This window comes from Bradyrhizobium sp. WSM1743 (genome assembly GCF_000473065.1).
Taxonomy (GTDB): Bacteria; Pseudomonadota; Alphaproteobacteria; order Rhizobiales; family Xanthobacteraceae; genus Bradyrhizobium.
In genome coordinates this window covers 35,848-62,374 of sequence record NZ_AXAZ01000037.1, presented here as the reverse complement: position 1 = coordinate 62,374, position 26,527 = coordinate 35,848, and the positions used below count along the sequence as shown (strand labels likewise).

The 26,527-nt window shown below is 58.0% G+C and carries 20 protein-coding genes and 1 pseudogene; 14 read left to right on the top strand and 7 right to left on the bottom strand.

What is annotated here, in order from left to right; all coding sequences use genetic code 11:
• The first annotated feature begins 32 nt into the window (after window positions 1-32).
• The 5 genes from YU9_RS0121750 to YU9_RS50075 all read left to right on the top strand — a co-directional run bounded on the left by YU9_RS0121750 (window position 33) and on the right by YU9_RS50075 (window position 3,093).
• Window positions 33-254 (top strand): hypothetical protein, encoded by a 222-nt coding sequence (locus YU9_RS0121750; protein WP_036017768.1) that lies wholly within the window; start codon window positions 33-35, stop codon window positions 252-254.
• A gap of 1,405 nt (window positions 255-1,659) precedes the next feature.
• Window positions 1,660-1,863, top strand: coding sequence for a hypothetical protein (locus YU9_RS46045; RefSeq protein WP_036017765.1), 204 nt, complete (start codon window positions 1,660-1,662; stop codon window positions 1,861-1,863).
• A gap of 381 nt (window positions 1,864-2,244) precedes the next feature.
• Window positions 2,245-2,397 carry a hypothetical protein gene (locus YU9_RS48005; RefSeq protein WP_156952037.1) on the top strand — a complete coding sequence of 51 codons (153 nt, stop codon included), beginning with the start codon at window positions 2,245-2,247 and terminating at the stop codon, window positions 2,395-2,397.
• 335 nt (window positions 2,398-2,732) lie between these two features.
• On the top strand, window positions 2,733-3,011 hold the full coding sequence (locus tag YU9_RS50080) for a hypothetical protein (RefSeq protein ID WP_051380471.1): 279 nt from the start codon (window positions 2,733-2,735) through the stop codon (window positions 3,009-3,011).
• Complete coding sequence (locus YU9_RS50075) at window positions 2,950-3,093, top strand: hypothetical protein (protein WP_245266480.1); 144 nt, start codon at window positions 2,950-2,952, stop codon at window positions 3,091-3,093. The genes YU9_RS50080 and YU9_RS50075 overlap by 62 nt, the downstream gene beginning before the upstream one ends.
• A gap of 262 nt (window positions 3,094-3,355) precedes the next feature.
• Here YU9_RS50075 and YU9_RS46035 read toward each other — a convergent pair whose 3' ends face one another.
• Complete coding sequence (locus YU9_RS46035; RefSeq protein WP_084299034.1) at window positions 3,356-3,832, bottom strand: DUF3833 family protein; 477 nt, start codon at window positions 3,830-3,832, stop codon at window positions 3,356-3,358.
• Between the two features lie 523 nt (window positions 3,833-4,355).
• Between YU9_RS46035 and YU9_RS0121720 the strand changes: the two genes are divergently transcribed.
• Window positions 4,356-4,577 (top strand): hypothetical protein, encoded by a 222-nt coding sequence (locus YU9_RS0121720; protein WP_027574687.1) that lies wholly within the window; start codon window positions 4,356-4,358, stop codon window positions 4,575-4,577.
• Window positions 4,578-5,257: 680 nt separating this feature from the next.
• On the opposite strand, the gene YU9_RS0121710 is transcribed toward YU9_RS0121720, so the two are convergent.
• Window positions 5,258-6,415, bottom strand: coding sequence for an MFS transporter (locus YU9_RS0121710; RefSeq protein WP_027574685.1), 1,158 nt, complete (start codon window positions 6,413-6,415; stop codon window positions 5,258-5,260).
• A gap of 1,252 nt (window positions 6,416-7,667) precedes the next feature.
• Here YU9_RS0121710 and YU9_RS0121705 point away from each other — a divergent pair.
• Window positions 7,668-13,616 carry a DUF3320 domain-containing protein gene (locus YU9_RS0121705; RefSeq protein ID WP_084299029.1) on the top strand — a complete coding sequence of 1,983 codons (5,949 nt, stop codon included), beginning with the start codon at window positions 7,668-7,670 and terminating at the stop codon, window positions 13,614-13,616.
• 135 nt (window positions 13,617-13,751) lie between these two features.
• Here YU9_RS0121705 and YU9_RS42210 read toward each other — a convergent pair whose 3' ends face one another.
• The gene (locus YU9_RS42210) at window positions 13,752-15,155 is read right to left on the bottom strand and encodes a Fic family protein (RefSeq protein WP_063623737.1); all 1,404 of its coding nucleotides are present in this window, start codon (window positions 15,153-15,155) and stop codon (window positions 13,752-13,754) included.
• A gap of 265 nt (window positions 15,156-15,420) precedes the next feature.
• Between YU9_RS42210 and YU9_RS42205 the strand changes: the two genes are divergently transcribed.
• The 3 genes from YU9_RS42205 to YU9_RS0121680 all read left to right on the top strand — a co-directional run bounded on the left by YU9_RS42205 (window position 15,421) and on the right by YU9_RS0121680 (window position 17,943).
• Window positions 15,421-16,476, top strand: coding sequence for a DUF2130 domain-containing protein (locus tag YU9_RS42205; RefSeq protein ID WP_371259181.1), 1,056 nt, complete (start codon window positions 15,421-15,423; stop codon window positions 16,474-16,476).
• Window positions 16,477-16,784: 308 nt separating this feature from the next.
• Entirely contained in the window at window positions 16,785-17,045 is a 261-nt protein-coding gene (locus tag YU9_RS0121685; RefSeq protein ID WP_156952036.1) for a hypothetical protein, read from the top strand.
• Window positions 17,046-17,322: 277 nt separating this feature from the next.
• Window positions 17,323-17,943 (top strand): hypothetical protein, encoded by a 621-nt coding sequence (locus YU9_RS0121680; RefSeq protein WP_027574682.1) that lies wholly within the window; start codon window positions 17,323-17,325, stop codon window positions 17,941-17,943.
• Between the two features lie 521 nt (window positions 17,944-18,464).
• Here YU9_RS0121680 and nodU read toward each other — a convergent pair.
• The 3 genes from nodU to YU9_RS0121665 all read right to left on the bottom strand — a co-directional run bounded on the left by nodU (window position 18,465) and on the right by YU9_RS0121665 (window position 21,117).
• Entirely contained in the window at window positions 18,465-20,219 is a 1,755-nt protein-coding gene (nodU, locus tag YU9_RS42200; RefSeq protein WP_051380475.1) for a nodulation protein NodU, read from the bottom strand.
• A 415-nt stretch (window positions 20,220-20,634) separates the two neighbouring features.
• Window positions 20,635-20,796, bottom strand: a complete 162-nt coding sequence (locus YU9_RS48000; RefSeq protein WP_156952035.1) for a hypothetical protein — start codon at window positions 20,794-20,796, stop codon at window positions 20,635-20,637.
• A 51-nt stretch (window positions 20,797-20,847) separates the two neighbouring features.
• The gene (locus YU9_RS0121665; protein ID WP_156952034.1) at window positions 20,848-21,117 is read right to left on the bottom strand and encodes a hypothetical protein; all 270 of its coding nucleotides are present in this window, start codon (window positions 21,115-21,117) and stop codon (window positions 20,848-20,850) included.
• 257 nt (window positions 21,118-21,374) lie between these two features.
• On the opposite strand from YU9_RS0121665, the gene YU9_RS0121660 reads away from it, so the two are divergent.
• The 4 genes from YU9_RS0121660 to YU9_RS42190 all read left to right on the top strand — a co-directional run bounded on the left by YU9_RS0121660 (window position 21,375) and on the right by YU9_RS42190 (window position 24,885).
• On the top strand, window positions 21,375-22,946 hold the full coding sequence (locus YU9_RS0121660) for a hypothetical protein (protein ID WP_245266472.1): 1,572 nt from the start codon (window positions 21,375-21,377) through the stop codon (window positions 22,944-22,946).
• Window positions 22,943-23,629, top strand: coding sequence for an HAD family hydrolase (locus YU9_RS0121655; protein WP_027574679.1), 687 nt, complete (start codon window positions 22,943-22,945; stop codon window positions 23,627-23,629). The genes YU9_RS0121660 and YU9_RS0121655 overlap by 4 nt, the downstream gene beginning before the upstream one ends.
• On the top strand, window positions 23,626-24,528 hold the full coding sequence (locus tag YU9_RS42195) for an NAD(P)-dependent oxidoreductase (protein ID WP_051380470.1): 903 nt from the start codon (window positions 23,626-23,628) through the stop codon (window positions 24,526-24,528). Before YU9_RS0121655 ends, YU9_RS42195 begins: the two co-directional genes overlap by 4 nt.
• Window positions 24,529-24,603: 75 nt before the next feature.
• Window positions 24,604-24,885 (top strand): hypothetical protein, encoded by a 282-nt coding sequence (locus tag YU9_RS42190; protein WP_027574678.1) that lies wholly within the window; start codon window positions 24,604-24,606, stop codon window positions 24,883-24,885.
• A gap of 352 nt (window positions 24,886-25,237) precedes the next feature.
• Here the strand turns inward: YU9_RS42190 and YU9_RS42185 are convergent.
• Window positions 25,238-26,527: pseudogene (locus YU9_RS42185) on the bottom strand (NAD-dependent succinate-semialdehyde dehydrogenase).

The following is a 26,527-nucleotide window of genomic DNA, read 5'->3' as shown; positions in this document are numbered from 1 at the left end:
GAGTCCGAGCTGGCGAAGTTGGAGGCGCGGCCATGAAGCCCCACGCCATGAGCAAGTATTTCGGTAATGGCGCCGGCCACGTTCTGCGCCAGTACAACAGCGCCGTGCTGCTGTTCAGCTGGCGCGGCAAGCCCGACGGATCGGCCCGATATGTCGAGCGCGTCAACCGCTACGCGCGCAATGGCGTGGAATATCCCAGCCTTGCCGCCTTGCTCCGCGCCGTCGAGGCCGAGCACGCTCAAAAGGAGCGCTGATATGCAACATCAACGGCATCGCCCCAGCGACCTGTTGGATCTGTAAATCGGCGCTAAGCGCGCGCTGAAGCAGGCGATCACGGCGCTCAAAGCAGGAGTGGCAGGGCCGCGGCAGCGAATTCGGTGCCGGCCTCAAAGTTTGCGACGGCGGAGCTGTTCCAACCCATCCTCGATCAATCGGAGATCTGCGTGAAGGTGCTTGCTTGCGGAGCCGGACGCGGACTCGAGCAATTGGCGCCGAAGGTCTCTCATATCTTCAAGCGCCTGCTGGTTCCTTAAGCGTACGTAAGCTGAGACTATTGCTTTACACGACATGTCGCTCCAAATGCGTTACGAAATGAGTTCTCAAGCATCGACTGAACTGCAGTGATCCGCCGAGTACATATGTGAATCGCGGATGCCGAAATCTCAAATGTCATGCAGACGGCACACGGCGAGATTGTAAAGCCAGCTCGCAGTCTTCCGCAACAACCTGCGCGCGGAGGGAAAACGCCGGAAGAATACGGAACCCAACCCGCTGGACGCCCTCGGCTCCGCTCGGAACTTCGACGCCAAAGACTACTGTGCTTCCAGAGTGGACCACATCGGCCCCAGCCTGCGTTTTCCAGATCTAAAAACCGAGCTGGGACCGAGAGGTCTGTCACTGTCTGGGGCAATAAGCGAAACGCAGCTTCATGCCCCCAAACGAAGCCGGGGGAGTGATCCGGCAAGCCCAGAAACTTAACATGAGTTAATCTTCCGGATTGGCCGGGAGGCGCTTTATGGCAACAGACGACTTGAGAATGACTAGAACAGATCGAACGAAAGATTGAACGGATGCGCGCCAAGACCGAGCGCGAGTGGGAAATGATCCGGCGATCTTTCGAATTGCTTGCCAAAGCCAAAGAGCTGCTCAGCGAGCCTATCCCTACGGTTCGTCAAAACCGCACCAAAGCTAGGCCGCTCTGTCACAATTTCAATAGAACCATGGGTTATAGGCCCATTTGTTCCGGCGTTACCGGCTTTCGGCTCTGTCCGTACGCGTCTGTGGCGGAGAGACCGAGAGCGCCTGCATAGCAAAAGAAGCGTCGCCACGGCCGACCAATCCCCCATCCATAGCGTGCGCGATCTGGCTGCCGAGATTTGCGGAGCAGAACGCCAAACTCCGCCAGTTAACGGCGCAAGCGGCCGAAGCAGTTGCCGAGGCCGGATACCTTCTTAGGACGAGACCTATGAGCCGTCTCCAGATGAAAAACCGTAGAGGCGAAGTACCCTAAAAGTCGGGGTATCCTAACTACAGCGGTTAACAATTGAGAGGGAATAAAACCGTCCACTGAGGTAGTTTGCAATCATCACTGCAAGACACAGTGGCAAACATCGGAACGCAGCGCAGCGCTCCCGCCCAACTCAAACCGGGGAGCGGATCATGGCCAAGCGCCGGCGTCGCTTCAAACAAACGCAATCTCTAGAAGAGCGACTTGCCGCAGAAGCCGAGCGCCTGCGGGCAAGTGCAAAGGCGGCTCCCCCAGGTGTCAGACGGGAAGAGTTGCTGCGTAAAGCCCGCCAGTTCGAAGAGGGTCTGCATATGAGCGAGTGGCTGAAAGCGCCCGGAGTCGAATTGCGGAGGTGACGCCATGATCCAAGGCCCCAGCCTCCTTCACGATGAGACGCAGCCGCAGGGACGATCAAGCGGCGAATGAATCTCGATAACAGTTCTCGTCAATCTGGGAACTGCGATGCGATATGTTGGGTACGCGGTCGATGCAGGAGGCGTTGTCTTTCAGTTTATGAAATCGATTGCCCAACGGACAAAGACGCCCAAGCTCGATCCGAGAAATTCTTAGAAGCCTACCCTACTGTTGAGGTGTGGGACGGCCCTCGCCGAGTTGCTCGCCTGGTGCGTGAGAGCGGAGTGGGAGAACAAGGGTGAAGGGCTCTGCATATGTCGCGCGAGGCCCAGCTTCGGCCCCAACGTTGCCTCTCTTAGACTCTGGTCAGTGGAGTTCTGCGTATGGCCTCGCCGTCCATCGTTCCGAACGATCGCCTCGACAACGACCTTTACATCGTCCTTGGGGAATTCCGAGACGGTGCGGCCTTCCGCGAGACCGAGGAAGGCATCGACCATTCCACGCTGATCGGCGATTCTTCTCGCCGGGCAATATGACCGGGTGCTCCGTGTGGCCGCGTTCAACCCGGTCGGGCTGCTCGCGCGAGGCGTCCGAGGACATTGCCCGCGATCTCGAGCGCAGGATTACTGCTGAAGGTCACGAGATCTCCTTGAATGATTTCGTCGAAAGCCAACTTGGCCGCTCGGGCGTGCAGCTAGCCTTCCGCTCCAGTCCTAAAGCACCGGGCTCACCAACCAGACTATGAGCAAGCAGCAGACCGCAATTCCAAGGTATGGCAATGCAATTGAAATCGGTGCCTCACTGAGGGATCCCGACGCTCAAATCGACCGCAAGATTCGCATATTCGCGGGCGCGTGACTATCTCGTTCTCATGCCGAGCACATTCGAGTTCTACCTGCCCAGCTCCGGCCCCGACCGGTTCCACGAGATCACGTATGACGGCTATCGCCTGCGTGCCGAGCGGAACGGCCGCACCGAGCGCCTGATCACCAGGAACGGGCGCAACTGGACCGACCGTTTTGCATGGATCGTGCAGGCGGCGCAGCGCAACCGCGAGCAGGAATTCGACATCGACGGCGAGGCCGTCCGTGCTCGGCGTCGACGGTGTCTCCGACTTCAACACGCTGCACTCGCGCCGGCACGACGGTGAGGTGCAGCTCTATGCGTTTGATCTGCTCGCGCTCGGCGGCGAGGATCTGCGCCAGCTCCCGCTCGAGATGCGCAAGACCTAGCCCGGCTGGTCCGCGGCCGGCCCGACGGCATGTTCATCGCCCCATTCGAGAGCGGCGCGATCGGGCACGACCTGTTTCGTGCAATGCAGAACGAGGACGTCTCCCGACCCCACCTGCCCAGACCCGCCCGCCGGCTTTGCGGCCGTGCCCTTTCAACACCCGGAGAGATCTGCGAGCGGTTGCCGACAACCTTCGCCCGCGGTCCGATTTTCTCTGTGCCCCCACCTGCTCTCGCCTGTGGCGGTGGCAGACACCAGCGAGGCTAAAGCTTACGGTAAGTAACGTGCGCCGTCGCAAATGGGATACCGGCACGGCCAGCACGGCCGCGGACTATGCAAGCTCGTTCATCGATTCCATAAAACCAATTGTCGAAATTCAGCTTAAACGATCTACCGCTCCCTTGCGGCGTATCGCGTGTGTATTTCCAGTGGAATGCGCAACCGCCTTGCTCCCCGATGGCCTCACCTTCCAGTCTGTTTTCCAAGCCGGTGTACTTGCCTTCCTCACCCTTTCGGATCGTCCAATGCAGAGTATCGCTATGACCATCGTCAAATGTATATGCCTCGGTGAACAGCACTGTATCAGTATCGGCATCTAGTTCTCCGTGGCCAGCAATTGTCGCGCGCTTCAGTAGTCCGCCAACTAGATTTTCTAGCACTGCCCAACCTTCTAGCCGCCCTACAAAAAAACGTTCAGGAAGAAACAGCGGCGTTGTTCCTCTAAAAGCATCGATCGCCATTGTTAAACCCTTCAAAATGCGTCTAACGAATAAATCTCCTTTCTTCGGCTGGTTCCTAGCTGGCGGGCACATGCTCGGCTCGAAGCGCTCAACCATCCGCCGCACGCCCTGTGCATCTACACGATCGGATCCAATACCGCTCAGCCGTCGGTTCGCTGTTTCAGATGCCTTCGGGGCTTATCGCAAGGCATACAGCGCGTCACTTGAAAATATCGACTGCGGCTTCACTGCAGACCGCGGTCATACTGGACGGCCACCAAAGGCTAAATCGAGCGGCTGATCTCAGCCTTGGCGCTTGCATCTCGTAAGCGGCCGCTAAAGGCGCGACGAGCTAGCGGGCTGGAAAGCCGCCTCAGAAGCTCTTTGAGGCTCGACGGTATACGGTTCGGTGTGGCCGCGCCGGCGTCCTTGCCGCGCCAAGAGAAGGTCTGGGCTAGGTCGGCAATCTCTTGTCTTGAAACTCCGCCACTTCGGCGGAATACTTGGACAAGTCTTGCCCATCATCATTCCGAGGGAGACGATCATGGCGATCCAGATCGTGATGGACAGTACCGGCGATAGCCGTCACTTTTTCAATCCAGACGACGCGCGAGAGCTCGCTAAGGCCGAACGGCGGTTCCACAAGTTAACCGACGCCGGCTTCACCGCGGCAGTCCGGGCGGGTCCGGGTCAAGTATCGCAAATGCGATCGTTCGACCCGAACGCGGAAGAAACCGTCTTCTTCCCCAGGCTGGTCGGCGGGTGATTGGCCCGCGCTATGTTGGGCTGCAGATCATCTCGCCCGCGTGAAGGCCGGCGCGCGAGAGCCATTCGGGCTCTCTTCATCAGACACGGCGCCGAACGAACTCCGGAGGGCCGCTCGCTGCAGCTCTTGCGGGCGTGGCTTTCGCCGGCCCAGCGTGCACAGTTCACGGAAAAGGGTTACTTCGAGGTCACCGGGGGCGATACTGGCAGGAAATATAGGATCTACGCGGGCGCGTCGACGAACGTCTGCGAGGTCGACAAAAAGGGCCGCCCGATGGGCGGCCTGTGTTTCATGCCGCGTGGCAATCTGCCGGTCGGGGATGTTATGCTTTCCCAAAAGATCGCGCTGGAATGCAGCGAGAACCACGCGCTTGAGGTGGCCAGAAGGTTCGCACCGACTGGTTTTACGTTCGGGCGAAGTCGGCTCCTTGGTTGAGCCGCAACGGTGCTCGCTTGGACATCGGCGAAAGATTGACATAGCGGAGATCCAAGACGAGCTGACATCGATGGGAACACCTTTCTGCAAGGCCCGCATGACCGCAGAAACCGGCGCCACTGAGCTCGTAAAGGGAAGTCCGACTGTCAAAGTGACCGACCGCGCGAGACAGGAGATGCAGCCCGGATGCGCCTTCGGCGGAGCATAGACCGGCGGCCCTTGCCCCCGTTTGCTCGACCGAAGTATCAGTCTCTCCCATTGGCGAAGCCAAACCAGGCTAATGGGAGCGCGATGATGCAGAGCGCCGCCATGGGAAAGAACGCCGCCCCGGCATAGGAAGCATACAGTGCGCCGGACAGGAAGGTCAGTACTGCCGTTACCAATCCTGAGCCAAACGCATGGAGAGCTTGCGCAGTTGCGGCGACGCTTGCTGCGACCAGCGTTCCCATCATCCGCATGCAAGCGAGATGGAGCAGAGCGAACGTTAATCCATGCAATGGCTGTATCAGCGAGAGCAGCAACACCGAGGTGGTCACGCCCGCTACGGACCAGCGTACGATTCCGGCCGCAGCTGCCAAGACAGCCGCGCCACGCACGCCAAACCTGTCCAGCAGTGCTGGGCCGACCAGCATGAACACCAACACTTCAGCGACCACCGCTTCCGACCACAAAAAGCTGATCGCCGAAGTGCTGATGTCCGCCTCGCCCCACCTGATCACTGCAAATGCATCGTGCACTGCATGACTGCCATAGATCAAAGCCGATGCGACAATCATGACGCGAAACTGCGACACGCTGATCAGAGCGTTCAGCCCTGACACAGCAAAGGACGGCGGCCTCTGCGATCGGGCTTGCCCAGCTAGCAATGCAGTGGCGCCAGTGGCGGCGATCAGGAAGACAGCGTTCATCCAGATAACCGGCGTGAGATCGGCTGGGCTGACGAGTTGTCCGACGACCAGTGTTCCCAGGACGAAAGCCGCGGAGGCAGCTCCGCGTATCCACCCGTACTCGAACGGCCGTCCCGCGAAGCGAGGCCTTGCTGTATTGACCGATAACGCATCGGCGATCGAGGTGGTAGGGGCGAGAGCGGCAGCCTGAACCAACGCGACAAGGAGCAACCACCAGAATCTATCGGCCCACAGCATTGCGACGGCTGCTGAGGCCGCCACGGCAGCACAGCCTGCGAGCACGAGGCGCAATGCCCCGAGCTGATCCGCCAGCCTAGCAACCAACGGCCCGGACACGAGCCGCGTCAGCATTGCGGCTGCAAGGATCAGCCCGATCTGCTGGGACGTCAGAGCTCTCGTTTCGAAAAATTTTGGCCAGAACGGAGATGCGGCGCCGAACGCCGCGTAGAGGGCGACGTAGAGCACTATATAGGCAATTGGTGCGGGAATGCGCACAGGAGCCTTATCAGTTGCTTTACAGCCTGCATGGTGTGCGAACGCTGAGCCAAGGCGCAATTCAAATCGGAGCTCGCTCCATTCCCGTTTCGACGACTTGCGATGGGCCGAATTTCGCCAGATTACCTACTGCTCGGTTCCAGCTTTGAGGCATCTGTCACTGTTGCTGGCGCCAGCAGAGCACCGTAGTCGCCCTCGCATTGGCGGCGCTGCTATAGTGCTGCTGCTGGTCGTGGGCTAGCCAACTTTCATTCCGGGCAGCTGCAAGGAGTGCAACGCGAACAGATTTTCGAGCGAGTCAACGCGCCAGAGATCTTAAAGCACGGCCGTCAGCGCATCATCATCCGCATAACGCCGATCGTTTCGCCGAAATTGTCCGGCGGTCCAGCCTCTACGGGCAACGCGCGAGCTTAACTCTCGAGCCGATTCGTCGCAATACGACAATAAGTTCATTGTTATAACCGATGCAAGCATCGCGGCCACGTGGAGCCTGGTGCGGAGTTTCCACGCCGGGGAGCCCGCTGTTTGATGCCTCTTGCACACGTACGCACGAACTCCTCATGACCCTCGCTCCCGGCGCGACGTCGTTCCAGCCAGCGAAGGACAAGAGCGGGAGAACTGTTCTCGCGCGAGTTAACCGACCGTCGCAAGCTGCAGTCGACGTAAGAATGCTTCACTCATCGGAAGCGCCGTGTCGAACGCCTTGCGACCATGACCTTTCCTGTCGGGCCTATCCTCTGCACGAGCGCAGCCCTCCCCGAGATCAGATGGCTATACGAAAGTGCTCGTCGAACGTAGCGCCGGGGGAGGCGTTGTTCGATATGCACAGGCCTTTATCCAGATGCGGAAATGGAAATCGGGCGGATTCCAACCAATGTGCTGAATACCTTCACCACCTTCCGACTCTTCGGAGAGGTTGTCCACCAGGCGGCTCGCGCCTTGCCTCCCGAATGCCCGCAAAACCACGGCTTGGGAATCGAAGCTGCCTGGGGGCAGCCGAGCGGTCTAGCCCCACCATTTCAACTAGCAGCTACTACGATGCGGCACACACCAAAATCCGGAGCATAAGACATTAGTTCCGCACGAACACGCGACGTGCGTACTTTACAGTCCCGCAAAACGCGTACAAGACGCTCTTGGCCATCATGGCAGATTTCCAGGCGGACGCAATGACGGCGAGCCAGATCGAGCATTACATGGCATGTCTCTTTGGTTGAGATGATTGCGGGGTCGAAATTTTCGGGGGCAGAGTATGGCGGACCAGGTCGAGGTCGGTGAAGCAGCTGGCGAACTGAAAGTAAATTGCACCGCTGCTGACAACGTCAACATCGCGTTTTATCAGAACGCAGTTCCGATCGTTCGCGAACTTGCGATCGAAAATGCGATTGGTCGTGATCTTTGCGATCTTTCGGTGCACCTCACAGCGGATCCGCCATTTATCACTCCGGGTGTGTGGCGAATCCAACACGTCGCCAACCAAGCTACCCATCACATCCGCAGCTTAGATCTGAAGTTGGACGCGGCATTCCTGGCTGGCATCAATGCGTCGAGGCGAGCCCAGTTGCGCATACATGTGCATGCCGCTGGCGAAAAGCTTGTCGAAAAGATTGTCGAGCTCAATCTGCTCCCGCCCTCGCACTGGGGCGGCGTTAACGCAGCGCCTGAGCTACTGGCGGCGTTCGTCAGGCCGACCGATCCCAGTGTGGATGTTATCCTGCGGGAAGCCTCGGGTAAGCTCGCCGCGGCCGGCCGGGACGACGCGATGGACGGCTATCGCAAGAAGACCAAGACCAGGGCCTGGGAAATCGCCGATGCGTTATGGGCCGCTCTAGTTTCGCACTCGATCGCCTACGTCCTTCCTCCGAAAAGCTTTGAGCGCTCGGGCCAGCAGATTCGGGGGCCGAGCGAGATCCTGTCTCGCAAGGTCGGTACCTGTCTGGACCTTACTCTCCTCTACGCGTCCTGTCTCGAGCAGGCCGGCCTGAACCCCGTGCTCGTCCTGACCGAAGGCCACGCTTTTGTTGGCGTGTGGCTCGTGGATGAGGACTTTTCGAGCCTTGTTATCGACGATCCGCAAATGCTGCGCAAGCGCGCACAGCTCGAGGAGATGGTGCTCGTGGAGACCACGGTCCTCACCGGGTCAAATCCAGCGAGGTTCAAACAAGCCGTCGATGCCGGAGCAAAGCTTATTGCCGAGGACGCAACGTCCCCGTTCGAGCTCGCCATTGACGTCAAGCGCGCGCGAAGCGCCAAGATCCGGCCACTCGATCTATCGGGGGGCGCTGAGCCGACCATCGCGCCTTCTGGCACACCATCCGTCTCACATGAGGTCGGCGAGATCCCAAAATTTGAAGAGGATCTCGACAAGCCCCGCGAGCCCGTCTCTGAAAGAAGCCCAGATCGGCTCGAGGTTTGGAAGCGCAATCTGCTAGACCTTACGCTGAGAAACCGTCTGCTGAATTTCAAGGACTCGAAATCCACCATCGCGATCGAGTGCCCGGATGCCGCGATGTTGGAGGACAAGCTCTCGGGGGGAGACCGGTTCAAACTGCTCGGAAGGGCCAACGTGCTCGACGGCAGCGATGGGCGCGATACTGCGCTCCTCGCGCAGCGGCTGCAGGACGACGCCCGCAAAGACTTCCTCAGCGACGCTATGGTCCGCGGCGAACTTCACACCGCCGTTCCAGAAGCCGAGCTCGAGGGCCGGCTAACAGACCTCTACCGCGCTACCCGCCTCGCCTTTGAGGAAGGCGGCGCGAATATCCTGTACCTCTGCCTCGGGTTCCTGAAATGGACGCCGCAGGACGGCGCCGGCCCCTACCGTGCACCGCTAATCCTCATCCCTGTCCAACTCGAGCGCAAAAGTGTGCGATCCGGCTTTCGCCTGGCGCTGCATGAGGACGAGGCTCGATTTAATCCGACACTGCTGCAAATGTTGAAGCAGGATTTCGACCTTTCGATGCCCGAGCTCCAAGAAGAATTGCCGGAAGACGCGGCGGGTGTCGACGTTGCAGGCGTCTGGAAGACAATCAGGCGCCACATCAAGAGCATCAAGGGCTGGGAGGTCACCGAGCGGGTCGTGCTCGCGACACTATCTTTTACGAAATACCTGATGTGGAAGGATCTCGTCGACCGTTCCGAGATATTGAAGCGAAATCCGGTCGTCAGACATCTAATAGATACCCCTACCCACACCTATAACAGCTCGGGGGCCGCTTTTGTCGCAGAGAGCACTATCGACCAAGTCGTAGATCCGGCCGAGCTTTTTGTGCCGCTGTCGGCCGATTCCTCCCAAATCGCCGCCGTTCTCGCGGCGCAGCGTGGAGGTGATTTCGTGCTCTTCGGCCCGCCAGGTACGGGCAAGAGCCAAACGATCGCGAATATGATCACGAACTGCCTCGCTCACCAAAAGACGGTGCTTTTCGTGTCGCAAAAGACCGCGGCGCTTGAAGTTGTAAGACAGCGGATGCAGGCAATTGGCCTCGGCAATTACTGTCTCGAGGTTCATTCGACCAAGGCTCAGAAGTCCAGCGTGCTCGAGCAGCTTGCTACCGCTTGGCGCGAACGCAATGTTGTGACCGAAGAGCATTGGACAGCAGCCGCCAGCGAGCTGAAACGACGGCGCGACCAATTGAACAAGTTAGTTTCCGCGCTGCATCGACGTCGTGCCAATGGGATGACGGCATATGAGGCTTTCGGTCGGGTGATCGCCGACCGCGAACAGTTTCCTGATGTCGGACTGACATGGCCTGCCGGCACGGTACATTCTTCCGAAGACCTGGCTCGGATGCGCGAGATTTGCTCGGATATCCGTACCGCGCTCGAGGCTGTGGGTGATCCCGTCCACCATCCACTCAAAGGAATCGAGCAGACCAAATGGAGCCCTGCGTGGGTGCAGTCGCTTCAGCAGCTGGTCGACCGCCTTCACCTCGCTCTCCAGGAAGTTAGGACGGCTGCCGACGATCTGGTGCTGTCTATTGGGCTCGATGGCGCTGTTGGCGACGATGGTCTATTGCCGCAATTGATCAAGCTCGTCTCGTTGATGCTGCACGCCGACGCCGTGGATGGATCGCTTTTGCTCTCGGCCGACGCACCAGAACGCGTAAACGCCTTGTATGATCTTGCCGATGCCATAGGCCGGCTAAACGAAAAGAACTCACAGCTTTCGATCCAATATGAGCTCAGAGCGACGCTGCTCGATCTGCCCTCGCTTGAGCGTGATTGGACGGACGCGTGCGCATCGAATGTTCTGGTGCGAAGTAGCCGGAAAAAGAAAGTCAGATTGGCGCTGAAGCCATACTGCGCCGGGGAAGTGCCCGACGACATTGGTCGAGACATTGTTGTACTGCAAGAGCTAGCAGTCTTGCTACGTGAAATTGAGAATATTAAACCTCGCTTCCGGGGCATGGAACGCCTTTGGCGCGGGCCGCAAAGCGAGACGTCTCGTTTCCAAGGACTGATTGATTGGGCCACAAACCTGCGCGATGCGGCCGATGCCTATCGTGTTGACGGCATGGCACCCGATCAGCTGCTCTTGCATGTCCAGGACCTGCTGCTTCGGGATAACTCTCGCTTCCGACCGAGCGGTCAGGTTCGCCACGCTTTCGAGGCAATGTACAAGGCATTTCCTACCATGCACCGGACGGCCAAAGAGCTAGGTGCATGTATCGGCCTTGATGACCCCGAGGACATCGTCAAGATCGAATCGGGCTGGCTTGACGCCCTCCTCCAGCGAACCACGATTTGGAAATCAAACGTTATCAAGGCTCCGCAGTGGGCCACCTGGCGTTGGGCTGCTCATTCGGCGCGGGTAGCGGGGCTGTCCCCTCTTGTCGACGCTGTCGAAAATGGGGTCGTAGATGGGGCGGCTCTTACGAGCGTGTTCGATTATGCTTATGCGCGCTGGATTTCCGAAGCTATCGTGAATGAGGACGAGGTTCTCAGTAGTTTCCTTGCGGAGAAGCACGAGGCCACGATTGAAGCGTTTGTCGCTGCCGATAAGAAGATCGGAGAGCTGGCCAGGGACATCGTAAAGGCGCGCATTGGGGCGGCGGTGCCGACTCAGACAAATTTCGGCAAGGATCCGGAATGGGGCACGCTAGCGCGTGAGATCAACAAGAAAGCCCGGCACATGCCGCTTCGGCAGCTGTTTGGCCGCCTTCCGACGGTGTTGACCCAGCTGGCCCCGTGCGTGATGATGAGCCCGCTATCCATCGCCCAGTACTTGCCCGCGGATGCCAAGCCCTTCGACGTGGTTATCTTCGACGAGGCCTCACAGATCCCGGTATGGGATGCCATCGGAGCAATTGCGCGCGGCAGCCAAGTCGTCATCGTTGGTGACCCAGAACAGCTGCCCCCCACGAATGTTGGTCAGCGTGGCGTCGATGACGAGGACGACGACGGATCGATCGTCCAGAGCCAGCAGAGCATTCTCGATGAGTGTCTGGCTTCAAACATCCCGAGCATGCGCTTGTCGTGGCATTATCGCAGTCGCCACGAGAGCCTCATCGCTTTCTCCAACGTCAAATACTATCGCGGCGAGCTGACGACCTTCCCCTCCCCTGTGACGCGCGATACCGCGGTCCGTTACATCCATGTGGAAGGCGGCATCTACGAGCGCGGCGGTGCCAAGGTGAACCGCAAGGAGGCCGAAGCTGTCGTAGCCGAGGTAGTCCGCCGCATGAGGACTTCGACCCATTCGATCGGCGTCGTCACATTCAATGGTGAGCAACAACGGTTGATCGAGAACTTGCTTGATCAGGCCCGTCGCGCCGACCCGTCACTTGAGCCGCATTTCGACCGCAACCAGACCAGGGAGCCGATCCTAGTCAAGAATATCGAGAATGTTCAGGGCGACGAACGAGACGTGATCATCTTTTCGGTCGCCGTCGGGCCAGACAAGACGGGACGTGTCACGGCTCAGATCTCCTCACTGAACAATGAGGGTGGTCACCGCCGCCTCAATGTCGCAGTCACCCGTGCACGGCGCGAGCTGTTGGTGTTCGCGACATTGCGGCCTGAGCAAATCGACCTGGGGCGTACCAGCGCCAAGGGCGTAGTCGACTTCAAGCACTTCCTTGAGTTCGCCGAGAACGGCGCGCGAGCTATCGCCGAGGCCTTCTCGCCAACCGGCCGCGACGCTGAATCGCCCTTTGAAGATGCCGTGATGCGGGCTCTCGAGGAAAACGGTTGGGAAGTTCATCCTCAGGTGGGCGTATCCTTCTTCAGGATTGACCTCGGCGTCGTTCATCCGGATTTCCCCGGGCGATACCTTGCCGGCGTTGAATGCGACGGCGCCGCCTATCACCGGTCAGCCACGGCGCGCGATCGCGACCGTCTGCGCGAGATGGTGCTCACGGATCTCGGTTGGCGAATTCGGCGGATCTGGAGCACCGAATGGTGGATGGATTCTGCCACCGCGACGGAAAAGATCCACGCAAGGTTGGTCGCCGATCTCGAAGCCGACCGCGCCTCGCGGCCGATTGTCGAGGAAGAACCCACGCCTCTACCGGAAGAAATACCGTCCCTGGATGAGCCCGAAAAGCCGACCCGTGTCGAAACCGCTGCCACGCAAGCGGAGTCCGAAGCAGACCAAGCAAAAGTCTCGCCGGAACCTGCAAATGACGACCGCCAGCCGACCGAGCCAACGAAAGTCTACGCGCGCGGACCATCGAACGAAGAACGGAACGCAGAACAGACCTCCGCCGCAACCTATGTCAAGGCAGACCCCGCCAGTGTGGCAACACCCGACCGGGATCGCTTCTACGACGTCGGCTACCGTGAAACGCTGCGTAGTATGGTCGATCATGTCATCGAGATTGAGGGTCCCCTCTATTTTGACGTCCTCGTCGATCGAATTGCGCGCGCGCACGGCTTTATGCGCTCGGGCGAGACTGTCCAAAAGATCGTTGCCTCATCGCTCGGGCGCAATCGGTTTCCGACCACCAAAGACGGCGAACGGGAGATTGTCTGGCCGCTCGATGCCACGGCGAGGGAAAGCACTCCTTACAGGGGCGGCGGGGGACGCGACCACATCGACATCCCGCTTCCCGAGCTGGCAAGTCTCGCTGCCACGTTGCGCTCGACAGGCTTGGAAGAGGATGAAGACATCATCCGAGGAATGCAGGAGCATTTCGGCTTAGGGCGTCTGGCAGCTTCGACCCGCGAGCGCTTCGAGGCGGCAGTGGCGGCGGGTACCTAGCGCGCCAGTAGGCTCGGCCGCGGCGACGTAATGCTGCTGGTCGGAGCGGCGCCGATGATGCCGCTCAGCGCGATTTTGCTAGCGGACAGCAGCTCGGCGGGCCTCATCATGGTACCAGGGCGAGTCAGCCGGGGACTAACCGGGCGTCATTCCGGGCAATTGCACGGAATGCAACGCGAGTAGATCTTCGAGGGAGTCGACCCGCCAGACGTCCTGCAGCATGGCCGCTAGTGCACGGTCATCCGCACAAATAGCGATCGCTTCACCGAAATTGTCGGGCGCGGTCCAGCCTCTGCGGGCAACGCGCGAGCTTAACTCTCGAGCCAGTTGTTCACGCTCTTCAGTCACGACAGGTGCTGCAGCAGCTTCAGTTATCTTCGTGGCGGCGGATCTGGGCTGGTATAGACCTGGGAACCAGCGCTCAACCACCTCAGACGGAAATCCAAGGCGAACGTTCCCCTTCGGCGTGTCGGATACCAGTAGCTTTCTGTTCACGAGATCTGACAACACAGCGCGCGCTTGCCTGTCCTGATAGCCTGTGAGTTCAGTCGCGCGCGAACGTGGGAATTCGCCAACCAGAATGGCTTCGCGAAGCAGCCGCCAAGAGCCCTTCTGCAACCGTTTTGCCCTCACTTCCTCTTCCGTCCAGACTTCGATCCTGTTCATGAGTTCGGCGGGGTTGAGAAGGGTTTGCATGAACCGCACTTGGTCCGTGCACACTTCGAGGAAGAAGCGGCAGAACTCAGCAAGTCCTGCTTCGGTCAGGGTCCCGCGGCCATCCAGGTCGCCACGGCGTGGCTCGTCAGCCGCCTGGAGTAACGTCTTGTAGCGATCCACATTGCGCGCCAACCCGCGCGAGACCGACCAGAGCTCAGACCCAATTCCGAGTTCTCGCAGCAAGGCGTGTGACATCAAGCGGGTGACGCGCCCGTTTCCGTCCATGAAGGGATGGATCCACGCAAGCCTGTGATGCCCCGCCGCGGCCGATACGATGCGCTGTGTCCTGCTCAACATCGGGGAGGAATAGGCTTGGACGAAGCGCGACATGAGCGCCTCGATGGCTTCCGGTTTGGGCGCCTGGTGTCGTCCGACCTCGACGCTGACCTTGCGAAACTCGCCCGGCACCATCTGTATGGTCTTCCGGGTGCCCGGATCTTCGATTTCGAGAAGGGCTTCCGGCAGGCGGCTACAGAATTCGCGGTGGATCCAACGGATGCCGTCGATGGAAATAGCCGGATGCGGCATCTGATCCCGATCTATCATGGCTTGGACTTCGATGTGGGCCTTTGCCTCCAATTGCAAGTCGCGTTTCTTGGGCTCGGCTGAATAGTCGCTCTTTAGGGCCCGTTCAATGTCAGCCAGATGGGTTTCATGCCCTTCGATCAGGTTTGAGTAGTAGCAGTTCATCGCGCGAACGAGGTCGCCGATACTCGTCTTGAGCGGAGCGTTGAGGCCGCCTGCAAACGAGCCGGCGCCGGCGACTAGGTCCAGAACCTGGTCGGTCAAACCGGAGTCGATTTCCGGGAGCATCGGCTCCATATGTCCTACACCGGTCATTTTTGCCGATCTCAAGCCCAAAGGAACATTTCTCTAAGCTTATGTATTTAAACAAACCTTTTGAGTATTGCAACCAAAATTGCCGCTCGGTTTGCCGATCTTTATACTGATTGTTTTGCCGGTCTTTCGCCGATCCTCAATGCGTTCCACTAGACTCTGATGTTCTTGTTATGTTCTAATGGTTGGCCTTTCTGATCGACTTACGAATTCGCTCATGCGGATATCAAAGGCGCCCCCGACGACAACGATGCTCGCTGCGCAATCCGACGAAGCCCGCAACCAACCCAGTTCTAGTGGAAAAGCCGGACTCAGACGGTACCAGGGTTCGACGGAAGCGAGCGAACTTCGCCAAAGCCTTGCGGCAAACAATGCCAAGCTCGCCGAGGCACAGCAGGCCCAGGCCGAGTTGATGCGCAAGCAACGGGCACTTGACGAAGAGAAGCGTGAACTCAATCTCACGATTGAAAAACGCGTTCAGGCCTCGATCGCTGAGATTCAAGCTAAGGCTCGCCTGGAAGCTGACGAAGCGGCTAGATTGCGCGTCTTGGAGAAAGATCAAACCATCGAATCCATGACACGGACCATCGAGGAGCTGAAACGTAAGGCCGAGCAAGGTTCTCAGCAATCCCAAGGCGAGGCGCTTGAGCTCGAACTTGAGGTACTGTTACGCGGACGTTTCCCCACCGACCTGCTCGAACCTGTTGGAAAGGGCGAGCTCGGAGCCGATGTCGTCCAACAGGTCAACGGCTCGATCGGCCAATCCGCCGGCATTATTCTCTGGGAGTCTAAACGCACGAAAGCACGGAGCGATGGGTGGCTCGCGAAGCTGCGCGATGACCAGCGGCGTTGTGGCGCCGACGTTGCCCTCATTATCTCGCAGGCTCTTCCGAAGCACATCGAGCACTTCGACTTGATGGACGGGGTGTGGGTTGCGCACCCGCGCTACGCATTACCTGTTGCTGTCGCACTCCGTCAGACTCTCATTGAAGTCAGCGGATCGCGAATGGCGCAGCAGGGACAGCAAACCAAAATGGAGCAGGTCTATCAGTATCTGACTGGAATCAAATTTCGGCAGCGGGTGGAAGCTGTTGTCGAGAAGTTCAATGACATGCGAGAGGACTTGGACAGGGAGCGCAAATTCATGGGCCGCCAGTGGGCTAAGCGCGAGACCCAGATCCTTTCCGTGATCGAGTCTACCGTTGGAATGGTTGGTGACCTGCAGGCCATTGCCGGCAAATCGATGCCGGAGATCCCGAGCCTCGATATGCCGCTGCTGGAGGGGGCGGCACAAGGGGAGCGCTAAACTATTGCGCCTCAAACTTAAGTGGTGGGTCGCTTCTGAGTCATTAGCCTCCACTTGCAGTTGCGTGCCTGCCTGCTAATCTATTTTCGGGTCGTCGAACGAAGAGGTCACCGGCATGGTACCGGAGTCGCGGCCCATATTGCTGGGGGTATCAATTTGAGTTTCGAAGTAGGTTCGATTTGGAGAAGATGGGATCCTCACATTCACACACCGGGGCAGCATTCTTGCTGATAATTTTGTCGGAGGGTGGCACCCTTACCTAGCAGCGCTTGAGGAGCGAGGTTCATGTGCTCGGAATAACCGATTACATGAGCATCGCCAATTATCGTCGAATGCTTCAGTTCAAGGCGGACGGCAGACGTGCAAACATCAGCATGATTTTCCCGAATGTCGAATTTCGGATTACTCCAAAGACGCGCGACGGTAGGGCAATCAACATACATGTCCTGATATCGCCTGACGATCCAAATCATGAAAACGAAATTGACAATGCTCTGGGGCGGCTCTCGATAGAGTTTAACGACCGGGCCTACTCGTGCCAACATGCTCAGCTGATTGCCTTGGGGTAAGCAGTCAAACCGGAGATAGCCAGCGATACGGCAGCACTCCGTGAGGGAGTTAATCAGTTCAATAAGTTCAGAGCGTGGCTCAAGTATGAGGGGTGATTACGACGCAACTCAATCGTTGCAATCGCGGCTGGCAGCAATGACGGCGCCAGCGGCATTCAGCACGACGACGGATTTAAAGCATTTAGAGAAGAACTCTATCGCTTTTCCGACATGATTTTCTCCGGCAATCCTGCTGACAGAGAATACTGGCTGGGAAAGAACCTATGAAGGGCAAGCTATGAGCGTTTACGGCAGTCCCAAGCCATGCATCCATGGATCGGACGCCCACGCGTTAGAGAAGCTCTTAAAACCGCACAACAATCGATTTTGCTGGATAAAGGCTGACCTCACATTCGAAGGGTTCCGTCAAGTAATCTATGAGCCTGAAGACCGCGTGTGGATCGGAGAAGAACCGCCGACCCTACATGACAAGTCTCGCACCCTCGCCGCAGTAAAGCTTTCCGGTACTGACTGGTTCGGTACCGTAACTTATCCCTTCAATCCCGGGCTGGTTGCGGTGATCAGGCAAAAGGGCATGGGAAAATCAGCGATCAATGATCTCATCGCGTACGCGGCCGGTAGCTGGCAAGACGGAGATAGAGACTCCTTTATCGATCGGGCCCGCCAGCACATCAAGGGGATGTCGATCGGGTTGATCTGGGGAGATGGTCGTGAGGCCATAGTCGACGTCTCTGCTAAAGGCGCAGCTTCCGACAAAAACGAGGTGCGATATCTCTCCCAGAAATTCGTTGAGCGATTGTGCGCCGATGATGCGGCTAGTGGGGAGCTTACTAGAGAGATCGAAGCTGTTATTTTTTCTTACTTGAGCCCTACCGAGACTCTACCCGCCCCCTCCTGATCGATCAGCCAGAAGAGAACCTTGACAACGAATCCATCTATAGCCTCTTGGCGAGCTATTTTCGAAAAGCCAAGCTCCGGCGGCAAATCCTTCTCATCACACACAACCCAAATCTAGTCGTCAACACGGACGCCGAGCAAGTCATTGTCGCTCAATGCGTAAAAGAGAACGGCGGTTTACCGTCCTTCTCTTACGCAGCCGGCGCTTTGGAGGATTGCGCAGATACACAAAGTACTCGGCAGCAGGTGTGTCGGATACTTGAGGGCGGCGCAGCAGCATTTCAAAAGAGAGAGCGGCGATACTCGCTGGATAACTGATCCTACCTTCGCCGCCCGAGTCCTTCGCCGAATCCTTTCGCGAGGAGGGCGAAAGGGGATCCCGAGCACGATGCTGCAACAAGCCGCTCCCTCTCATCCAGCGACCACCGCGCCGCCGCTCCAGCGATGTGATCACCTCCGCGCTCGAAATCGTCATGGCGCTGCCCCTAGGATTACCCCTGGGGCCTGCCGCGATTGCATTCGTCAAGCAAGGTGGCCTCTGGCGGGAGGTATCCGATCTTCGGCGTACGGTCCAGCCTCCGCGCGCTGAGAGAGAAAGATGCCGTTGGCCGGCGCTTCGTCGCCGCCCGCGCGTTTCGTCCACAGCACGCCATCGCACCACACGTGGCCAACGCGGTCCCACTGGCAGGCAGATGCCGCATTCGGGAAAAACCCGCGTCCATTGTGATTGGCGCTTGTGTTGCATAGTAGCGGAATGCCCGTGAGGGCTTCGTATTCGACGAGAAGTTCGGCGACTTTGTGCTGAGAGGTCCTGCAAATAGTCTGCAATCGCGCAGATCCGTCCAGATGCACAACAGCGGGGATCTTGTCCCGCCATTCTGCTCGTGTTAGGTGCTCGAAGAGCATGTAAGGATCTGGCGTTCCAGGACTAAAAATCTCCGGCGCACGATCCTCTAGGCATATTGGCGCTACAGGCCGGAAGTGCTCGCGAAGTTTGATGTCGTTGAGATGGTCCTTCATTCGCGGCGATGTCGCCGCGGTCAGTATGCTTCTGCTACCCAAAGCCCGAGGTCCAAGCTCCGCGCGGCCGGAAAGGAAAATGACGGGCTTGTTGCTGGCGAGAATGGTTGCAAGTTCACGCATGCTACATGGTGAGCCGCCCCATCCGGGCGGCACCTCGCCTCGCTCCACAGCTGGACCACTATAGACGGACCATTCCAATGGTACAAAGCCTTGGTCCGCCGCCAATGCGGAGCAAGCGGCACCTATTGCCGAGCCACTGTCATTCGGGAAGGGTGGCACCCAGATAGAATCAAACAAGCCGGCAGCTCGTAGTGCGCTATTCCATTTTATGTTGAGACCGCAGCCGCCGGCGATGCACAGATTGCGGGCGGAAAGCTTCGAATGTCTCTGTATAGCACTCGCGAGTTTGGTAACGAGCAAACGCTCTTGGAAGTAATGAAAGGATGCAAGCACATCTTCGGGGGCTTTGGCTTTGAACCGTAGCGCGCTGGCATCGAAGAACTCGTGGACAGGCTCAAGCGCAGCGTCTTCGCTGCAACGACCGACTGGCTCCGTAAACGTGCTAAAGTGCTTTTCGTAGAGCTCCTGAAACACCTCGACGATGCTTTCATCCACTGAACCGAGCGCGATGTAGGCCATCAACTTGCCCGCAACACCAAGGTCCCACTTGGTCCGGTTCGTCTGCTTGTATGGCCCGAAGTGATAGCCCGCGGCAGCATAAGCATGCCCGATCAGCGGGAAGAGGCACTCGAGGAACCTGGCGGCGCGGCGCTCTACATGGTAGAGACGTGGAAAGGAAGCTCCGTCCCACACCAGACAGAACGCGGGCTGCCCGGCCTTGGCGAACGGGCTAGTACAAAAAGCGGAAGCCACATGGGCTGTGACATGCGGATAGCTTTTATAAGGGAAGGCGCACTCGTTGAGCATCAGGCCAGAGCCGTCATGCGCTATGAGGAGGCCTTCGGCATCGCGCTCAACATACGGTGCCCCTTTAAGGGTAATGGGTGCAGTCCCACTGAAAACCTCAAATTGTGACTCAACCTCGCCCCACCATCCGTCGATGACGAACCGATCAACGTCCCGCGGATCTAAACCGTGCTCTGCCAAGGCGACAACAACCGCATCGAGATTGTTGATTTTTTGATATCGCGGATTATTGCCCCGCTTCTCCTGCTCGACACAAAAAATAAGCCGTCCGTCCTCGATAAGGGCGACTGCTCCGTCATGGGTCAGTTTGATACCGCAGATGCGCATACTGTCTTCGAACCTAATATCGGTGATCCACTCGATTGAAGGCGCCGCCACTGTTGCTCATGTCGCGAGACTCAGATGGGCTCCCATCTGTCACGATGCACGCTCTGGGCCAGTTCCAATCAGAGGAATCGCTGGCGATTGTCTGATCAAAGTCGGAGTTGGAAGCGACTTGACCGATTCGTGACACCGGACGCGTCCGGTTTCGGACCAAACACTCCCGCCTACGGCAACGATTTGCGTGCCTGCGACCTGCCGCCCCTTGTGCTTCCTCCGACATCGGGTGAACGAGTGCAGCGGAACTCTTTACCGGATAGTGAGATCGTTAACCGATCCTTCTACCAGATCAGGAGACGTGACCTCCAGAGGCGGCGACGAACCGCGGTCTTTGATGTCACAATTCAACCGATGCTCGCCGTTAGGCCCAGAAGCCCAGGCCGAAGAGAAGCGGAACGAGCACCAGCGAGTCCGGCCAGAGATGCACCGTTGCGAGCCCCGCCAGCCAGTAGATTGCCCCGAGCAGAAAACAGAAGCCGAGGTTCAGGCTCACGAAACTGAAGTTGCCTTTCAGCAATTCCAAGCTTTCCGTCCTGCTTGGATAGCAGGCTGCCGCCTCGCAATCTTCGTGCGGTCAATCCGGCTTCGTTTTGAGCTTGAGTTCGGTCACCCGGCTGCCGAGCCATGACTTGTTGCCGTCTTTCGGATCGAGAACCATGTTGTCCTCGAGCTGGTGCGTGGGGCGGAGAAACGCTCCGGCGCCGCCGGAGGTGATGAACTGCGTTACGCCGTCGTTGCCTGAATATCGGCTGTAGTGGTGCGTATCGCCCGACAACACGATTGGGATTTGCAGGTTCCGCTTCGCGCTCACAGGAGGGCTTTCAAGGACTTCAAGCACTCGCACCTTGTCGCTCCGGTGTGGCGCTTTTCGCACACAGTCGTAGCATCTTGAACACCGTGTGAGGACCTGAACGACGCACAACACTCACTGAGTGGCTAGAGTGGCTCGTCTTCCAATTCTCCTCGCTCTGATAGTGCCAGCCAGTATTTTCAAAAGGGTGGTACGACGCTTGCTTACGGATGAAGCGAACTTCCGCCTTCATAGGCACTTTAGCCATGCGAGGCGCCCCGCCAGATCGGTTCCTTCAAGTGGGTGACTATATGTCCGGTGTCGCCGGTGCGTTTCTCTGCGCTTCAAGCGGACCATCGTCGCGTGTTGTTGATCAGCTGAAGAAAATGATTCCGACACTTGCACTCCGTGGGCAAGCAGGTGTCGCGGTCTCTGCTTTCATGCAAGAGCGTGGGATCCGATATGGGAGGGCGTTTCACTCGAACGATAATTCAGTACGCATTGACGGCCTCGAACAGGACCCGCGCTTTCGGCCTCATGTAGCAATCGCGCAGATCCGTAGCGGAGGTGGTGATGACTGCGACGTGCAGTCAATTCCTAGCCGCCATTTTGCAATTTCTCTGGACGGCGCCTTGGTGAACGCTCATGAACTCAGGAGCGAATTGCTCTCTCAAGGACCACTGTTAGATACCAACACAGACGCCGAGCTCTTGCTGAGGTGGATTGAACGATCTTGCGAACGAGAATATTGGCGTCACGGCTTGCCCGCGGACTACGAAGCTATCTTTCGCGAGCTTGATGATCGTATCGATGGTGCCATTTCCGCGCTTTTGCTAGATAAGAACGGTGATCTTGTTGCATATCGCAATCGAAGCGGTTTGCGACCATTGGAGACTATGCGGACAAGTAATGGATTGTTGCTCTTTGCTTCCGAAAATTGTGCTTTCGCTGGGTTGGAAGGGGAGACCCAGCAGCTCTTGCCTGGGAGCATACAGCGCGTGGACGCCAAGACGGGCGGCAGAGTTGACCATACCCTGCACAGCCGAGGATGTAAGGCCAAACTCTGCGCCTACGAAACTCTCTATTTGGGAAGTCCGAACACGTCGGTCGAGGGCCATTCACATCGCCAGACCCGTCACAACATCGGGGTCGCCTTGGGGAGAATCGTTGCGGAGCGACTCCAAGCAGCCCCACTCTTGATCCCGCCAATCGTGTCCTCCATGCCAAATACTGGGGGGCCGTACGCCGATGGTCTATTTGAATCACTCGCCGAACAGGGTGTGCTCGCCGAGCGTAGTGACGTAGTGGCAACGCAATTTCTTGAGCGAACGCTCCTGGGCAGAGCCGGGGCCCGACAATCTCGCATTGCTCAGAAGTATCGCGTCTCTGACCCTGCCGTCGCTAAACGGACCATCATAGTTGTCGACGAGGCCCTCATTCGAGGTGATACCAGCAAAGCCGTCACAACGATGCTACTTGCCGCTGGAGCCAAAGCCGTACATTGGGCAATTGGTTCGCCGCCTATAGTTGCTCCACACTACTACGGCATGGGTATTGATACGCTAGATGAGCTCGCATTCTGGCAGGCATTGAAGCGGCTGCCGCCCGAACTACGCGCCCAGTGCCTTCGCTTTCACAGGATGGACCCGCCAGCCCTTAAACTCATTGAAAGCAACATTGCGACGGCGATCCAAGCAGCAACAATCACTTATCTGCCCTTCCGCGCTCTTGTGTCCATATTAGCCAACAGGCTAGAGGGCATCGATTTGTCACCCTTCACGTTGGAGATGCCGACCCCCGCTGGACGGCAGCGCGCGAACAGGAACTTGGAAGCTGTGCTGGCCGCTCTTCCTATCAATACCCGTCGGAGGTCAGCATCATGAAACCCACTCTCGTATTTGACTGGAACGGAACACTGCTCGATGACACGTACGCGGTGCTCGAAACGACGAACGTCATTTTGGACCGCTTCGGTCGTCCGATCATCGACATAAACACCTTTCGAGAGCATTTTGATGTTCCCCTCTCTCGTCTCTATCATAGCCTTGGAATGTCGCAGGAGGAGGTTGAGACAGTGGAGCGTGATGAGGGCGCACTGTTTCACGACACATACGAGCCTCTTGCGGATAAAGCTGATTTACGTGAGGGGGCGCGCAGAGTGCTCGAGTTAGCGCGACGAGACTCTGCGCTACTCATCATCCTCAGCAACCACATAGTCGCGCCCCTACAGCTCCAGCTGAGGAGACTTGGAGTGGATGACTACGTCACCGACGTGCTCGCCTTTGAAAGCCGCGCCACGCAATACAAATCGATGAGCAAAGGTGAGCGGCTTCGTCTTTATATGCACAGGTACAACCTGAAGCCATCGTCAACCTTCATCATCGGCGATATGCCCGTCGAGACTGATATTGCACGCAATCTCGGGCTGAAAAGCATATCCATTACCGGGGGATTTGTTTCGGCGTCGCGCCTGCAAGCCGCAGGCCCAGATTACACCATCAACAACCATCACGAGCTGTTGCCCATCCTACAAAGCCATGGCTTCTTTCGGAATGCTAGATTATGAGCGACGGATCATCAGCGAACGCGGCTCCCAAAACGATCAAGCAGAGCATAGGGCTTATCGGAGCGGGGCGCATGGGAACAGGTATAGGCATCAGCCTGCTGCGTCAGCAAAGCGAACTCCACATCAAAGTCAACAAGAACCGGTTCGGTGCTGATCGCCTGATAGGTGCAGGGGCTCGCGAGCATAGGTCGATCGCTGAGTTGGCGCAGCATGTAAGTGTGGTGGTGTTGTCCTTACCGTCCAGCCGCGAAGTTGAGACGGTGTGCCTCAATCACGATGGACTGTTTGTTCATATGTGCCGAGGAGGTTTGATAATTGATTGTACGACCTCGTATCCCGCATCGACCATTACATTGGCGAAAACGGCGCAAAGACGAGGTCTAAGCTTTATTGATGCTCCAGTAACACGAAGCCCCGAGCAAGCAGAGCTCGGCCTTCTCAATGCGATGGTCGGATCGGATGCAACACTCTTTCCCGTCGCTGAACGCATTCTTGCTGCGTTTTGCGAGACCATTATGCATGTTGGAGATGTCGGACACGGCCACAAGCTCAAGCTTGTTTACAACAGCATGACTATGGGCATAGCTGCGGTCGCCGCTGAGGTCTGCCAATTCGCGGATAGTCTACAGATAGATCTTGTAACACTACGCTCTTTGGTCAGTCGGGGCTCTACGAACAGTGGAATATTCCAAGCCTTCGCCGCCTTCTTGTTGGGAGAGAAACCAGATGCACTGGCAATCTCGATTGCAAATGCTGCAAAGGACATCGAGTGTGCTGTGCGCCTAGCGCGCGAGAGTGCCGTTTCCGTCCCGGTCCTGGATGCTGCCGCGCAGGAACTCAACCTCTCAGTTGTCGCAGGCAAAGGTGAACTGACCCTACCACATTTGGCCCGATCGTAGACGCTTGGTATGGCTCCAAGCGGGCCATTTTTCCACGAGTCCGTGGTGCCCTCGACTCCCTCAGCATCGAGATCGATGATTGGGACGAGATGGTCCGCATCTTCAAAGAAGTCAGGGGTCGTTTCTTATGACGATGGACTGGAGTTCGATCCAAACGGTGTCAAGGTCAATCGCATTCGCGAGGAAACCGAGTATGGCGGCCTGCGTATCACCGCCGACGCTTTGGTCGATACCGCCAAGGCCCGTATCGTTATCGATATCGCCTTTGGTGATGCGGTCGAATCGGGTCTACTGGAAATGGACCTGTCGGTTCTCCACGATCTTCCTGCTCTGCATCTCTCGCGCTTCTGCACGTGAGACGGTCATCGCCGAGAAATTCCAGCCGATGGTCATGCTGGGCCGCACCAATATTGGTGGTGCTCGCGGGCTATCATTGGCGCGGATACTTGAGGGCTTTGGCACACGCAGCTGTTATCCGTCCGCGCTGATCTGCCGGACAAAGTATCTCATTTCTGCTACCGCCTGAAAGAACAAGAAGGTGTGGGTCCAGCAAAGAAAAGGACCTCTGCCGGATTTCTCCGGCAGCGGCTCAAGTCTGGGGAGAAGGCAGACGTACCGGTCTGCCAGCGGAGAAGGGCGGAGCGCTTGAGGCGATCCGGCGGCACTAACGAAGTCGTTCTGCTCCGGTTTGATATCTGATAGTGCCGTTCTAGCTCGCCTGGCTCACAAATTTGGTGTCGAGATAGCCCTCGATTGCCTCGAGGCCACCTTCCGAACCGAAGCCGGACTCCTTCGTTCCTCCGAAGGGCACTTCAGGAAGCCCAAACCCATGATGATTGATCGATACCATCACGCATTGGAGATCGGTCCCGATAGCGGCCGTCGTTGCGGCGGATCGCGTGTAGGCGTAGGCGGCGAGCCCGTAAGGCAGTCGATTGGCGCGACAACCGCGTCATAGGTTTCAAACCGCGCAATCGGCGCGACAGGGCCGAACGGCTCTTCATTTATGATGCGCGCTTGAGGTGGAACATCGGTCAGGACCGTCGGCTCGAAGAAGTACCCCGTATTGCCGATACGCTTGCCGCCGGTGCGCAACTGGGCGCCGCAATCGAGAGCGTCCGCGACAAGGCTCTCCATTGCATCGACCCGCCGCGAATTGGCGAGCGGCCCCATCCGGCTATCTCTTTCAAGGCCATTGCCAACCTTGATCGCGCTGGCCTCGGCAACGAACCTCTTAACGAAATCTTCATAGATACTCTCATGCACCAGAAACCGCGTCGGCGAGACGCAGACTTGGCCCGCATTGCGGAACTTGTTTGCTGACAAGATTCTTGCGGCTTTCTCGACGTCGGCATCCGGGAAAACGATGGCAGGCGCGTGGCCGCCGAGCTCCATGGTGGCGCGCTTCATATGGGCGCCGGCAAGGGCTGCGAGATGCTTTCCGATCACGGTCGAACCGGTGAAGGAGACTTTCCGCTGGCGGAGATCTTCCGCACGGCATGGTGGATCGGAAAATTCCAGGGCGTAAATGCCGCAACCGGCCCGACCGGCTCCTTGGTCACGAGCTGGGCAATATTGCCAAAGCGCGCCGGGACGATCCGTCCATAGGCGCGCCGCCCTTCCTCGGCGAGCCAGTCGATGATATCGGCAGCAAGGAGCGATTCAGCACGCGATTCGGTGAGCGGCTTACCCTGTTCGAGCGTCATGATCGATGCGATGCCGGCTGCGCGCGAGCGTATGAGATCGGCGGCCTTGCGCATCGTCCTGTATCGGTCAAAGGCCGAAGTCTTTCGCCAAATCTCAAAGCCCTCCTTCGCGGCCATGATCGATCGAGATCGCCGCGGGACGCATAAGGAGTTTCGCCAACTGGCTGTCCGGTCGCGGGGTTGAGGATCTTTTCCGAGCGATCCGAACCCCCTTCCGTCCATTCGCCGGCAATGAACATCCTGATCTTGGGGTACACAGGTTCTGCCTGCGTGGCTTGTTCACGGCGCATCAT